The sequence below is a fragment of the Arthrobacter sp. KN11-1C genome, from assembly GCF_052180225.1.
GTDB lineage: Bacteria > Actinomycetota > Actinomycetes > Actinomycetales > Micrococcaceae > Arthrobacter.
Window position 1 is genome coordinate 2,589,307 of record NZ_CP197467.1, and the last position, 13,359, is coordinate 2,602,665.

15 protein-coding genes are annotated in these 13,359 nt (G+C 64.9%); 9 read left to right on the forward strand and 6 right to left on the reverse strand.

Annotated elements, in window-relative coordinates:
* The first annotated feature begins 55 nt into the window (after positions 1-55).
* The 9 genes from ACSBOX_RS12150 to ACSBOX_RS12190 all read left to right on the forward strand — a co-directional run bounded on the left by ACSBOX_RS12150 (position 56) and on the right by ACSBOX_RS12190 (position 7,505).
* On the forward strand, positions 56-1,408 hold the full coding sequence (locus tag ACSBOX_RS12150) for an MFS transporter (RefSeq protein ID WP_442542696.1): 1,353 nt from the start codon (positions 56-58) through the stop codon (positions 1,406-1,408).
* A 15-nt stretch (positions 1,409-1,423) separates the two neighbouring features.
* Positions 1,424-2,242, forward strand: a complete 819-nt coding sequence (locus tag ACSBOX_RS12155) for an N-acyl homoserine lactonase family protein (protein WP_442542697.1) — start codon at positions 1,424-1,426, stop codon at positions 2,240-2,242.
* The gene (locus ACSBOX_RS12160; RefSeq protein WP_442542698.1) at positions 2,239-3,096 is read left to right on the forward strand and encodes an SDR family NAD(P)-dependent oxidoreductase; all 858 of its coding nucleotides are present in this window, start codon (positions 2,239-2,241) and stop codon (positions 3,094-3,096) included. Before ACSBOX_RS12155 ends, ACSBOX_RS12160 begins: the two co-directional genes overlap by 4 nt.
* Entirely contained in the window at positions 3,093-4,052 is a 960-nt protein-coding gene (locus tag ACSBOX_RS12165) for an NAD(P)-dependent oxidoreductase (protein ID WP_442542699.1), read from the forward strand. The genes ACSBOX_RS12160 and ACSBOX_RS12165 overlap by 4 nt, the downstream gene beginning before the upstream one ends.
* Positions 4,049-4,453, forward strand: a complete 405-nt coding sequence (locus tag ACSBOX_RS12170; protein ID WP_442542700.1) for a cupin domain-containing protein — start codon at positions 4,049-4,051, stop codon at positions 4,451-4,453. The genes ACSBOX_RS12165 and ACSBOX_RS12170 overlap by 4 nt, the downstream gene beginning before the upstream one ends.
* Positions 4,454-4,455: 2 nt before the next feature.
* Complete coding sequence (locus ACSBOX_RS12175) at positions 4,456-4,860, forward strand: carboxymuconolactone decarboxylase family protein (RefSeq protein WP_442542701.1); 405 nt, start codon at positions 4,456-4,458, stop codon at positions 4,858-4,860.
* Positions 4,857-5,747, forward strand: coding sequence for an NAD(P)-dependent oxidoreductase (locus ACSBOX_RS12180; protein ID WP_442542702.1), 891 nt, complete (start codon positions 4,857-4,859; stop codon positions 5,745-5,747). Before ACSBOX_RS12175 ends, ACSBOX_RS12180 begins: the two co-directional genes overlap by 4 nt.
* Before the next feature lie 36 nt (positions 5,748-5,783).
* The gene (locus ACSBOX_RS12185) at positions 5,784-6,608 is read left to right on the forward strand and encodes a GntR family transcriptional regulator (protein ID WP_442542703.1); all 825 of its coding nucleotides are present in this window, start codon (positions 5,784-5,786) and stop codon (positions 6,606-6,608) included.
* 123 nt (positions 6,609-6,731) lie between these two features.
* Positions 6,732-7,505 (forward strand): carboxymuconolactone decarboxylase family protein, encoded by a 774-nt coding sequence (locus ACSBOX_RS12190; RefSeq protein ID WP_442542704.1) that lies wholly within the window; start codon positions 6,732-6,734, stop codon positions 7,503-7,505.
* A gap of 599 nt (positions 7,506-8,104) precedes the next feature.
* Here the strand turns inward: ACSBOX_RS12190 and ACSBOX_RS12195 are convergent.
* The 6 genes from ACSBOX_RS12195 to ACSBOX_RS12220 all read right to left on the reverse strand — a co-directional run bounded on the left by ACSBOX_RS12195 (position 8,105) and on the right by ACSBOX_RS12220 (position 13,329).
* Positions 8,105-8,953 carry a citryl-CoA lyase gene (locus ACSBOX_RS12195; RefSeq protein WP_442542705.1) on the reverse strand — a complete coding sequence of 283 codons (849 nt, stop codon included), beginning with the start codon at positions 8,951-8,953 and terminating at the stop codon, positions 8,105-8,107.
* Positions 8,931-10,163 (reverse strand): CaiB/BaiF CoA transferase family protein, encoded by a 1,233-nt coding sequence (locus ACSBOX_RS12200; RefSeq protein ID WP_442542706.1) that lies wholly within the window; start codon positions 10,161-10,163, stop codon positions 8,931-8,933. Before ACSBOX_RS12200 ends, ACSBOX_RS12195 begins: the two co-directional genes overlap by 23 nt.
* Positions 10,164-10,298: 135 nt before the next feature.
* Entirely contained in the window at positions 10,299-10,499 is a 201-nt protein-coding gene (locus ACSBOX_RS12205) for a hypothetical protein (RefSeq protein ID WP_442542707.1), read from the reverse strand.
* 217 nt (positions 10,500-10,716) lie between these two features.
* Positions 10,717-11,451 (reverse strand): 3-oxoacid CoA-transferase subunit B, encoded by a 735-nt coding sequence (locus tag ACSBOX_RS12210; RefSeq protein ID WP_442542708.1) that lies wholly within the window; start codon positions 11,449-11,451, stop codon positions 10,717-10,719.
* A 1-nt stretch (position 11,452) separates the two neighbouring features.
* Entirely contained in the window at positions 11,453-12,127 is a 675-nt protein-coding gene (locus ACSBOX_RS12215; protein WP_442542709.1) for a 3-oxoacid CoA-transferase subunit A, read from the reverse strand.
* Between the two features lie 17 nt (positions 12,128-12,144).
* The gene (locus ACSBOX_RS12220; RefSeq protein WP_442542710.1) at positions 12,145-13,329 is read right to left on the reverse strand and encodes a thiolase family protein; all 1,185 of its coding nucleotides are present in this window, start codon (positions 13,327-13,329) and stop codon (positions 12,145-12,147) included.
* Positions 13,330-13,359: the final 30 nt, after the last annotated feature.

A 13,359-nucleotide genomic window follows, 5' to 3' on the forward strand; every position in this document is an offset into this window, starting at 1 on the left:
AGGAGTCATCGCCAGATAGCGACCGCTCCATTCGAGAGTTACGAGGAGGTAACTAGTGAGCATCAATGAAGCTGAAATGCAGCACAAGAGCTTGGGCCAGGCCGCTTTCGCAGTTGGCGTTGGCAACTTCATGGAGTGGTTCGATTTCGCCGTGTACGGGTTCTTCGCCGTCATCATCGGCCAGCTGTTCTTCGCGGACCAGAGCCCCGTGGTGTCGCTGTTGTCGTCCTTGGGCGTTTTTGCCGTGGGCTTCCTCATGCGGCCACTCGGCGGCTTCATCCTGGGGCCGATTGGTGATAAGTACGGCCGCCGCGCCGCGCTGAGCTTCTCGGTCTTAGCAATGGGCCTGGCTACCACCATGATCGGGTTCATACCGACTTACGCCACCATCGGCGTCGCCGCTCCTTTGTTGTTGGTGCTCCTGCGCTGCATCCAGGGACTTTCGGCAGGCGGCGAATGGACCGGATCGGCTGCCTTCCTGATTGAAGGAGCTCCGCGCAACCGCCGTGCCACCTACGCCAGCGTGATTTCGGCCACCGCGGCTCTGGCCACGGTCGCCGGCAGCGGCTTCGCACTGTGGCTCAATAACATCTTGACGAAAGACCAGCTGATGGACTTCGGCTGGAGGATCCCTTTCTGGGCCGCGGCACCCATCGCCCTGATCGGGCTGTTCGTGCGGCTGCGGCTGGACGATACCCCGGTCTTCAAAGAGATTAAGAAGGCCCGCGATTCCGCAAGCTTGCCTGCGCCTAAACTCAAGCGCAACATGAAGGCCGTAGGTCTGACCGTCTGCTTCGCGGCAGTCCAAGGCCTCGGTTACTATTATCTTGCAACATACGTGGTGAACTACCTCGAAGTGACGCTGAAGATCCAGCGTCCCAATGCCCTCATGCTCAGCGCTATCGGCTTACTGATCTACATGATCCTCTGCCCCGTTGCGGGCATGATCTCGGACAAGTTCGGGCGGCGCATTCCGAACATCATTGGCACGGTGGGCTACGTCCTGCTGCCCATCCCGGTGTTCCTGCTGATGAGCACGGCCAATCCGGCACTCATCATCCTTGGACTGGTCCTCCTCGGTGCCACCCAGTGCCTGGTCTCCGTGACCACGGTCGTCATGCTCGTCGAGCTCTTCCCTGCCTCCACACGGGCCACTGGAAGCGCTATCGGGTTCAATATCGCCCTCGCCTTCATCGCCGGACCCGGACCCTACATCGGCGCGTTCCTAGCCTCCAGCATGGGCAACCCGATCGCTCCGGCGTTCTATCAGGTCTTCATTGCGTTGATCGCCCTGGTAGCACTCCTCAAGTGGCTGCCGGAAAGCAGCAAGCAGGATATCTTCAGCGACGAAATCGACTGGCACGCCAAGACCCCCGGGCCGGTCGACACAGCCCAAGTCACCGCCTAAGCGAGGATTACGAGTATGACGCACAACGACACGTATCAAGTCAGCATTGTGAAGTTCGGTACCCGATCCACACTGAAGAGCGACGTGTACCTGAACTACCACATCTACAAAACGGCTGATGGGCCCGTGGACATGGACTACTTCTTCTGGGTAATCCGCAACGGGCAACGTACCGTCGTCGTCGACACTGGCTTCTCTCGGCAGGGCGGGGAAAGCCGGAAACGCACCTTCCTTATCGAGCCGATCGAGGCCTTCGCAGCCCTGGGCGTTGATCCCGCGGAAGCACCCCAAGTGCTGGTCACCCACGCGCACTACGACCACATCGGGAACCTGGACCTGTTCCCGGACTCGAACATCATCATCGCCCGCGCCGAACTGGACTTCTGGCTCAGCAGCTTCGCCGCCCGCAAGCAGTTCCAGCACTCAATCGAAACCGAAGAACTCGACTACCTGAAGCGGGCAGCAGGGGAAGGAAGAGTCACCACCTTCGACGACGACTACACGGTTGCCCCAGGCATCCAGATGTCACGCGTCGGGGGCCACACCCCTGGCCAGTCAATCGTCACCGTCCAAACTAGCGAGGGCCAGGTGGTTCTCGCCTCGGACGCCATCCACTACTACGAAGAATTCGAACAGGACCTGCCGTTCATGTTCGTCAATGACGTGCGGGAAATGTATGCCGGGTTCGACACGATCCGGCAGTTGATAGACACGCCCGCCAGCCATCTCGTGACAGGCCATGACCCCTCCACCCTGGACCGGTTCACCCCTGTCACCGCCGGCCCTCTCGCCGGACTGGCAGCAACCATCGGCAGAAAGGAAGAACAGTCATGACCAGCCAGCGTTTTGACGGCAAAGTAGCCGTCGTTACCGGAGCGGCCGGCGGCCTGGGCAGAGCCTCGGCCTGGCGGCTCGCCGCGGAGGGGGCGCACGTCGTCGTCGTCGACATCAACGCCGACGCCGCCGACGCCGTGGCGCGATCACTGCCCACCCGCTCCATCGCAGTGGCGACGGATGTGGCCAACGAAGCGGACGTCCACAACTACATGCGGGAGGCTCTCGACGCCTTCGGCCACGTGGACCTGCACCACCTCAATGCCGGGATCTTCGGCAAGTTCGCGGCCCTGCCGGAGGTCGAGGTCGAGGATTTCGACCGCGTCATGAACGTGAACGTCCGCGGTCAGTTCCTAGGCATGCGCGCGGCCTTCCGGCAGTTCGCCGCGCAGGGCACCGGTGGCAACATCGCGATCACGGCGTCCATCGCGAGCCTCACGGGAGCAGCGGACCTACTGGCCTACCATACCTCCAAACACGCCGTCGTCGGACTGGTCCATGGCGGCTCCGTCTACGGCGGCCCGCTGGGCATCCGGGTCAACGCCGTGGCGCCGGGCATCGTCCCCACTGAACTCTTCGCCGCCGCCGCGACCACCAGCGGCGGCAAAAGCGACATGGAGCAGCGCGCCAGCACCACTCCCCTGCGCCGCGCCGGCACCCCCGAGGAAATTGCCGGCGTCGTGGCCTTCCTGCTGAGCGACGACTCCGCGTACGTGACCGGCCAGGTGATCGCGGCCGACGGCGGAGCCTCCATCGTGAACACCGTCCGCCCCAGCGGGGGGGCTGGCGCCTGGGATACCACCAGCGTGGACGAGGCCATTTACGGCAACATCTTTCAGAGGACAGGACAATGAGCGAACTCCGTATTGGGTTTATCGGACTGGGGAACATGGGCGGCCGGATGGCTGCCTGCATCACCAAAGCCGGACGGGACGTGCTGGGTTACGACCCCGTTGCAGCGAACATCTCCGCAGTAGGGGCAAGCCCGGCCGAGAGCGCGGCGGACGTGGTACGAGGCTCGGATATAGTCCTCCTTTCCCTCCCCAAGAGTGCCGTCGTGGAGGCCGTCATGCTCGGTGACGGAGGCGTCCTGGAGGACCTCCGGGACGGGCAGATCGTGGTGGACCTGAGCACGTCCGCGCCCGCCTCCACCCGCATGATTGCGGGCAAAGTGGCCGCAGCAGGCGCAAGCTACCTCGACGCCGGCATCTCTGGCGGGGCGGCCGCGGCGGAAAAAGGCCAATTGGTGCTGATGGTGGGCGGCGAGGAAAGCGTCCTTGAGCGCGCCCGGCCGGCCCTGGAACTCTTCTCCAGCAAGATTTTCTACACGGGAGCGTCCGGGGCGGGCCATACGACCAAGCTCATCAACAACTTCTTGAACGCCATCACCCTTTCCGCCACGGCCGAAGCAATGGTCGCCGGCAAGAAGGCCGGCCTGGACCTCGAAGTACTGCTAGATGTCATCAACAACAGCTCCGGGGTCAGCTTCGCTTCGCTGAACAGGTTCCCGAAAATCATCAAGGGCGACTACCTCAAGGGCGGACTCACCAACGCCCTGATGATGAAGGATGTGTTGGCCTACGTCGAGCTGACCGGAGACCTCGGCGTAGCGAGCCCCAATTCCGCAGGGCCCCTGGCGAGCTTCGGCCTGGCCAACGCCCTTGGATACGCCGAGCAGATCAGTAACACGGTGGTCGACGCCATCGGAGATATGTCCGGCGGGGTCCGGCTCTTTGACCCTTCGCCGGCAGGCCCCGAGACGCTCGAACAGGACCGCCGCGCGCCGTACGAAGCAAAGGAACAGCAGTGAGGATCATCAACGGACCTTTGCAGGACGGCACGGCTGGCAAAGCCGGTTCACAGTTCAGCGGCGCCGCTTTCCCATACCTGACGATGGCGTCCACGGACGGCGTCACCATCAACACCGTCAACTTCACCCCCGGCGCCAGGACCTACTGGCACCACCACGAAAACGGCCAGATCCTCCAAGTCCTTGCCGGACGCGGCCTGATCCAGGCCGAGGGTGAGGACACACCGCGGGTGCTCAATGCCGGTGACACCGTGTGGTGTCCGGCAGGGGAACGCCACTGGCACGGGGCCGCTACGGACTCCTTCATGACGCACACTGCGATCTCCCTTGGCCAGACCCATTGGGCCGAACCCGTCGAGGAATCCGACTACACCACAAGCCCAGAGCTTCGAAAGGACTAAACATGGACACCAACGACACCCACACCACCACGTACGAAGAGGGCCTGGCCGTACGCAAGGAGGTCCTAGGCGCGAGCCATGTGGAGCGCTCCCTCGGACAGGTATCCGAATTCAGCCGCCCCATCCAGGAACTGGTCACCGAATACTGCTGGGGCGCCGTCTGGACCCGTGAGGGCCTCGACCGCCGCAGCCGCAGCCTGATCAACCTCGCCATGCTCACGGCCCTGAATCGGCCCCACGAACTCGGAGTCCACGTCCGCGGTGCCATCAACAACGGCGTCTCGGAGCAGGAAATCCAGGAAGTCCTGATGCAGACAGCCATCTACGTCGGCGTCCCGGCGGCCCTCGAGTCGTTCCGGATCGCCGAGAAAGCGCTCAACGAGATAAAGGTAAGCCAGACGCCATGACCACGATCGCATTTATCGGCCTGGGCAACATGGGCACCCCGATGGCGCAGCGACTGCTCGCCGCAGGCCACACCGTAAGGGGATTCGACCTCTCCGAACAGGCCAGGACCAGGTTAACGGAGGCAGGCGGCATCAGCTGCGCATCGCCTGCAGAGGCCGTGGCCGGAGCGGGCGTCGTGATTCTGATGCTGCCCAACTCCGACATCGTCGAATCTGTGATCAGTAGTCCGGAAGTGAACGCCGAACTCGCCGCCAATACCCTGGTCATCGACATGAGTTCAAGCGAGCCGCTTCGCAGCAGGGCCCTTGAGCAACGGCTGCGGAAAAATGGGATCCGTTTCGTCGACGCCCCCGTATCCGGAGGAGTGAAGGGGGCCGAAAACGGGACGCTGACCGTGATGGCAGGCGGAATAGACGAAAATCTGGCGGAGGCTGCCACCATTCTGGAGTGTTTAGGAACCGTCAGGCGTGCCGGGCAAGTGGGGGCAGGGCACGCCGCGAAGGCGCTGAACAACCTCATGTCCGCCACCCACCTGCTGGTCAGCAGCGAGGCCATCCTGGCCGGGCAAAGCTTCGGCGTGGACCCGGAACTCTTGCTGCAGATTGTCAACGGCTCCAGCGGCAAGAGCGGCTCCACCGAGAACAAATGGCCCAACTTCATCTTGACCGGCACCTACAACTCCGGCTTCGCACTGAAGCTGATGCTCAAGGACATGAAAATAGCCGTGGACCTCGCCGACCAGGTCCACGCCGCATCGCGCCTCAGTCACGCCGCCGTCCAGCTCTGGGAAGAAGCCGCGGCCGAACTCCCCGACAATGCCGACCACACCGAAATAGCCCGATGGGTTGCTGCAACTTCACAAGAGCCCGCAGCCAGTCAAAGGTAGGATTGCTCAGATCCGCGCGCAGGAAGAAGGAACACGATGACGGTGACCAATGCATTGGCCGACTCATGGGCCTCCGAGCCGCTGGGACGCCCGGCAATGCCGGTGCGCGAGCAAGTTGTCGACCGGCTCCGGAGCGCCATCACCGGGTTGCAGCTCAAGCCCGGCCAGCGCCTCGTGGAGCGGGAACTTATGGAGCGGCTCGGGGTCTCCCGGACCACCGTCCGGGAAGCCATCCGGGAGCTCTCCTCAGAAGGGCTGGTGACCGTTGTTCCCCAGAAGGGCGCAATCGTCAGCCGTCCCACTGGTTCGGAGGCCGAGGACCTTTACGAGGTCCGCGCCAGACTCGAATCCCTTGTGGTTCAGCGATTCATCGAACGGGCCTCCGACGATGAAATATCTGATCTTAGGAAAGCCACAGCAAACTACCGGAGAGTGACCGAGCAGCATATCAGCGACATGCGAGCGGCCTTGGAGTCCCTGATTACCCAGAGGTCCGTCGGTCAGGCTACGGGTACGGAATACGGCGCAACCCGGCTGCCGTCGGCCCTCCACCGCACAGAGAGCGCGCAAAACATCAGCGATATGAGGTCCGTTCTTGCAGCCAAGAGCGGCATCTATGCTGTTCTGATCGCTGGTGCCCGCAGTGAAGCCTTGCGCGTGCTCATGGAACAAATCCAGGCCAGGGTGCACGTTCTTCGAGCAACGTCGCTATCCCACCCCGGGCGCGCCATGGAAGCAGTAGAGGAGATGGAAGCGATAGCCGCTTCGGTGGCAAAGCGGGATATCACCCAGGCCACCGAGCTCTACGAGGCCCACATCCGACACGCTGCCAGAACCGCCCTCGCCGACTTCGACGACTAACCCTCCACACAGCAGACCCCACAGCAACACCGCGAAACAACGAGACTCCCTCTGCCATGCCCGAAACGGGCCAGCCCTGGGCAGCAGTTGGTTGCCCGCCCCATCCCAGAGAAGGAAAAACCCATGGACCTGACAGCCCGCCAGCAGCAAATCAAACAAGACTTCATCAGCATCCGCGGAACGTGGGGCGACGCGTGGGAGGCGATCCTGGCGCTCAGCCCCGAGTTCCTCGCAGGGTACCTGTCCATGTCTTCCGTTCCCTGGAAGAAGAACCACCTCGAGGACAAGGTCAAGGAGTTCATCTACATTGCCGTGGACAGCGCGGCAACCCACATGTACCTCCCGGGCGTCCGGCAGCATGCCCGGGCCGCATTGCGGTTCGGCGCCACGTCGGCAGAGATCATGGAGGTGGTGGAACTGGCCAGCACCCTCGGCGTGCACGCCATGAACGTCGGAGTGCCGATTCTCTGCGAGGTCCTGGACGAAACCGGGGCACGGCCCGCCAAACAGCCCCTGACCGAGTACCAGGAACGGGTCAAGAAGGAATTCACCGAAAACCGCGGCTACTGGAACAAGACCTGGGACGACACCCTGGAGCTCGACCCGGAATACCTTGAGGCTTACACGGAGTTCTCCTCCGCCTCCTGGAAGTACGGGCCGCTGGAGCCCAAGGTCAAGGAATTCATCTACATCGCGTTCGACATCGCGGCCACCCACCTCTACGAACGCGGCACCAAGCTGCACATGGAGAACGCGCTCCGCTACGGCGCCACCGTGGAGGAAATCCTCGAAGTCATGGAGATCGCCAGCGTCATCGGCATCCACGCAGCCACCACCGCCGCCCCGATCATCCTCGAAGAAATCGCCGCATTCGAAGCAGAACACGCAACGCTCTGACCGACACCCTGTGCCGCGCCTTCGTGAGCGAGTGGCGGCCCGGGCCGAGGACTTCGCGCTGCAGATGACCGGGAGATGGGCAAACCGCTGGGAGAGCCTCGCTGCGAGGATCCCCACGGTGTGGATTCCCTGCGCCGGATCTGCGAGGAAGCTGTACGCGTGGACGGCCGCTACTCTGCAGCCCCGGAGGGCAAGAGTGCTTGCTCGTATCGAAGAAGCCCGTTGGCTCGTGCCGGCTGATCGCCCGCTGACCTTCCCGCTGGCCGGGGCCACCTGCAAGGTAGCCCCGGCCGTCGCAGCGGCTGAACCATGATGCTCAAGCCGGCCAACCTGATCGCGCCGACCACCCGTGGTTTGCCCATCTCGCGCAGGCAGCCGGACTTCCCGCAGGCGCACTCACGTCATCCAGACTTCCACTGTCGGCGCCGCCACCGGACCGCTCATCCAAGATGACGGCCACCGCAAGATGTCCTTCACCGACTTCACCCCGGCGGACAGGCCCTGATCCGTGGACGCGGGGACACTGTCATGCAGAGGCGGATAAAAACTGGCCCGTAACGCACCGTTCGTAGTCGATGACGACGCCTTGCCCCGCTGGTTTAGCGTTCGTCCGGTGTCTCCGGTGCCTCCGGTGCCTCGGGTGACTGCGGGTCTACGTAGACGGCGTTCCGGTCCACCGCCATATAGATCTCCGTAGCGATCGGGTTCCGGCGTTCCTCGGCGATCTGCCCGAGCAGGCCGGCGGCCCGTGCCAGCAGCGCGAATCCGCGCAGCAGGTCGGTGGGCAAGCCGAGGTCGGCGAGGGCGGCACCGCAGACGCCGGCGCCGTTGAGGGGCAGTTTGCGGCCGAGGGCCTTTTCGCTCATTCGGCCGATGGCTTCGAAGAGGCGCAGGTGCGGGCCGCGCAGGCTTTCCTCCTCGGCGATGCCGATCAGTACCGGGGTGCGGGGGTCCTGGACCTTGTGGTTCGGGTGGCCCAGCCCGGGGACGAATTTGCCGGCGGCCCGCTGGGCGGTGATCGCGCTCAGCGCCAGCTCATCCCATCCGGCGTCCGTGTCGGGGTGGTCGCCATCGTGGGCTGCGAGGGTGGCGGCGAGGAACTGGCCGCAGTCTTCGGTGACGCCGAGGAACCGTGAGCCGCCGCCGAGCAGGCCGGCGGCCATGGCTCCCTGCAGGGAGTCCGGCGCACTGAGGTAGGTAAGCCGGGCGGCGATGGCGGTGGGTGTGAAGCCATGATCGGCCAGTGCGACCAGCACCGATTCAAAGACACGCAGTTCCCCGCCTGTGGGCCGGCGCATGGCAACGAGCCAGAAGGCCAGTTCACCGAAGCTGACTTTGCCCATCAGGTCAGCGGCGAGGTCCTGGCCCAGGAGGCGGATGTCGGTGGCGGTGGAGGTTCCCAGAGAGGTCGGGAACTGCAGCTGTTCATGCTCGGTCGCGGGGTTCATTATTCTCCAGTGGTTGAGGCGGTCGGGACGGCGATGCGGCAAGCCAGGCACGGATCTCGTCGGTGTGTTCGCCGAGTTCCGGCGGTGCCAGGTCGTACCGTGCCGGGGTGGCGGAGAACGTGATCGGGTTGCGCACGCCCGGGACGGTCTTGGTCCCGGTGCCGACCTCGACGACGGGCTGGAGCCCGAGTTTCTGGGCGTATTCGACGCCCTGTTTGATGGTGTTGATGGGCCCGTTGGGTACGCCGGCTTCGTTCAGCTTCCCGAACCATTCTTCGGCACTCCGGGTCTTCAGCTGTTCCACCAGCAGGGGGCGGAGCTCTTCACGGAGCCGGGTCCGGCCCGCGTTCTCGGCGAACCGTTCGTCGTCGGCAAGTTCGGGTACGCCGAGCACGGTGCAGAGCTTGCGGAACTGGGCGTTGTTGCCGGCGGTAATGATCAGGTCATCGTCCTTGGTCGGCAACGCCTCATAGGGAAACAGGCTCGGGTGGGCGTTGCCCATCCTGAACGGTGTGACGCCGCCGGCAACGTAGGCGGAGGTCTGGTTGACGAGCCCGCTCATGGCCGAGGCCATCAGGCTCGTTTCGATGTTCTGCCCTTCACCGGTGCGGTCCCGGTGGTGCAGGGCGGCGAGGATGCCAATGGTCGAATGCAGTCCGGCCATGACGTCGAAGACGCTGATGCCGGCGCGGTAGGGTTCACCGTTGGGGTCTCCGGTCAGGCTCATCAGCCCGGACATGGCCTGGACGATCAGGTCATAGCCGGGAAGGGCGGCCCCTTCGGCGGTGCCGAATCCGCTGATCGAGCAGTAGATGACAGCCTCGTTGCGTTCCCGGACCGAGACGTAGTCCAGTCCGAACCGCTTCAGTCCGCCGGGCTTGAAATTTTCAATCACGACGTCGGCGCGGGCGGCGAGCTCCTGGGCGGCGGCCAGATCGTCCTCGTCCTTCAGGTTCAGCACGACGGATTTCTTGTTGCGGTTGATGGCCGAGTAGTACGTCGAGACACCGTCGGGGCGGACCGGAGGCACCCAGGAGCGGGTGTCATCCCCGCCCGGGCTTTCGACTTTGATGACTTCGGCGCCCATGTCGGCCAGGAGCATGGTGGCATACGGGCCGGCCAGCACGCGGGAGAAGTCGGCGATGACAATCCCGTCCAGGGGGCGGGCGACCGGAGCCTGTGCGGCCTCCGGCTGGGGGTGGCTTACCACGGTGGTTCCTTTCCGCTTCAAACTTCAGATGGTCTTCTGGCGGACACCGGATGGTGGAGCGGAGTGCCGGGGTCTCATGGAGTCACTGCATGGGCCCAAGCCGGCCACACTCTTCCTGGTACCTCAGGAGGAAGACTACGCCGAGAGCCTGTAGAGGGCGACGTTGTCGCTGCGGAGCAGCAGCCGTCGGGCCGCTGTTCTAGTCTCGATTATCCACACCATTTCGCCGTCCTCGGAGTGATCATCCACCTGTGCTGAATACCGCGGGACGCCATCCGACCAAACCTCCACGAGGTCACCTGCCTTGAAGGAGCTCCATTTATTGTCGGGTGTCACGGTGGGGAGTCGATGCGGCTCCGGAGGTACTAGGTGCTGTGGACCCTTCATTTTGAACCCTTCAGGGAATAGCGGTGACCACGCGCGGACGACTGCAAGGAATCGCCTGACGAAGACAGCGGTGGCGGTATGTCCCCATTGTTGTGGAGGTCTTTCCTCGGCCCAGGATCACAGGACTGGTGCTCGGCGCCTGCGGGGCGGCCGGAGTTTGACGGCTCTAGCATGAGCCGGATACGGCAACAGAACCGGTGCCGAAATGAAGGACGGAGTCGTGATTGACGCTACTTAGCGGCACGGGGACCATGGTCTGGAGTTCCTCGAGGGAGCAGCCGAACGTCTCCCGCACCTGGACGCCGTCGGGGCCGGTGAGGAAGACGGCCTTGTCCGTGTAGACGCGGGTGACGCAGCCGATGCCGGTGAGCGGGTAGGTGCACGCCTCGACGATCTTGGATGCGCCGTCGCGGGTCAGGAGCGTCATTATGACGAAGACGTCCTTGGCGCCGGTGGCAAGGTCCATGGCCCCGCCGACGGCGGGGATCGCGTCTGGCGCCCCGGTGTGCCAGTTGGCGAGGTCCCCGGTGGCCGAGACCTGGAAGGCGCCGAGGACGCAGATGTCCAGGTGCCCGCCGCGCATGATCGCGAAGGAATCCGCGTGGTGGAAGTAGGACGCCCCGGGAAGCTCGGTCACGGGGATTTTGCCGGCGTTGATGAGGTCGCCGTCGATCTGGTCCCCGGCGGCTTCCGGGCCCATGCCGAGCATGCCGTTCTCGGTGTGGAGCGTGATGTTCTGCCCCGGCTCGAGGTAGTTGGAGACCAGGGTGGGCTGGCCGACGCCGAGGTTCACGAAGGATCCGGGGGCGATGTCGCGGGCCACGAGGCGGGCGAGATCGTCACGGCCCAGCGGCTTGTCTGACACCCGGATACCGGCCTGGCTGTTGGACTGCACGCTCATCTCAGGCCACGCTTTCTGTGTTCATACGGACGACGCTGTTGACGTAGATTCCGGGGGTCACGATGACTTCCGGGTCCAGGGCGCCGGTGGGGACGATCCCGGAGACCTGGACGATGGTGTGTTTCGCGGCGGCGGCCATGATGGGGCCGAAGTTCCGTGCGGTCTTGCGATAGACGAGGTTGCCGGTTCCGTCTGCCGTGAGGGCCTTGATGAGGGCGACGTCGGCGTGGATGGCGGTCTCGAAGACCTGCCACTTGCCGTCCAGATAGCGGGTTTCCTTGCCCTCGGCGAGCATGGTGCCGTAGCCGGTGGGCGTGAAGAAGCCGCCGATCCCGGCGCCGGCGGCACGGATCCGCTCGGCGAGGTTCCCCTGCGGGACGAGTTCGAGTTCGATCTCGCCGGCGCGGTACTTTTCGTCGAAGTGCCAGGAGTCGGACTGCCGCGGGAAGGAACAGATCATCTTCCTCACCCGGCCTTCCTTGATGAGCAGGGCCAGGCCCTGGTCGCCCTGGCCGGCGTTGTTGTTCACCACGGTCAGGCCGGTGGCGCCGCCGTCGAGCAGCGCGTCGATCAGTTCGAAGGGCTGCCCGGCGTTGCCGAAGCCGCCGATCATCACGGTGGAGCCGTCTTTGATGCCGGCGACTGCCTCGCCGACGGTGTCAATGAAATTCAGCATGGTCAGCCCCTCACTTCCTAAGTTACGTTTTCGAGGACGACGGCGAGGCCCTGGCCGACTCCGATGCAGATCGCGGCGACTCCCCAACGTTCGCCGGAGGCCTGCAGGGACCGGGCCAGGGTGCCGAGGATCCGTCCGCCGGAGGCGCCGAGCGGGTGGCCCATGGCGATCGCGCCGCCGTGCCGGTTCACGAGGGAGGGGTCGATGCCCCAGGCGTTGATGCAGGCCAGGGACTGTGCGGCGAATGCCTCGTTCAGTTCGACGGCGCCCACCTGGTCCCAGCCGATGCCGGCCTTGGCGAGGGCCTTGTTCGCGGCCTCGACGGGGGCGTAGCCGAAGTACTGGGGGTCGTTGGCGTGCGCGCCGCGCCCGGCGATGCGGGCCAGCGGTTCCAGGCCGAGGATCCCGGCGGCGGCCTCGGAGCCGAGCCAGGCCGCGGAGGCGCCGTCGGAGAGTGGGGAGGCGTTCCCGGCGGTGACGGTGCCGTTCCCGGTCCGGAACACGGTCTTGAGCCCGGCGAGCTTTTCGGCCGTGGAGCCGGCCCGGATGCCTTCGTCGCGGACCAGGTCCGTGCCGGGGACCGGGGCCACGAGGGTGTCGTAGAAGCCCTCGTCCCAGGCCGCGGCGGCGAGGTTGTGGGAGTTCGCGGCGAACTCGTCCTGCGCCTCGCGGCTCACGCCGTACTTCTCGGCCAGCCGTTCGGTGGCCTCGCCCAGGGAGATGGTCCAGTCCGTGGGCATGGCCTGGTTCACCAGCCGCCAGCCCAGCGTGGTGGAGGCCAGGGTCAGGTCCCCGGCCGGGTAGGGTTTCTCGGTCTTGGGCAGCACCCAGGGGGCGCGGGACATGGACTCGGTGCCGCCGATCAGCATGAGCTCGGCGTCGCCGGTGTTGATCTGGCGGGAGGCGATGATCGCCGCGTCCAGGGAGGAGCCGCAGAGCCGGTTGACCGTGGTGCCGGGGATTGAGGCCGGCAGCCCGGCCAGCAGGGTGCCCATCCGGGCGACGTTGCGGTTTTCCTCGCCGGCGCCGTTGGCGTTGCCGAAGACCACCTCGTCGATCCGCTCGACGTCCAGGGCCGGGGCGCGCTTGACGATCTCACCGATCACGTGGGCGGCGAGGTCGTCCGGGCGGACGGCCGCGAGGCCGGAGCCGAACTTCCCGAACGGGGTCCGGACGGCGTCGTACACAAAAGCCTGGTTCATGGGTTCTTTCGCATGGGTGGGGCGGAGCGC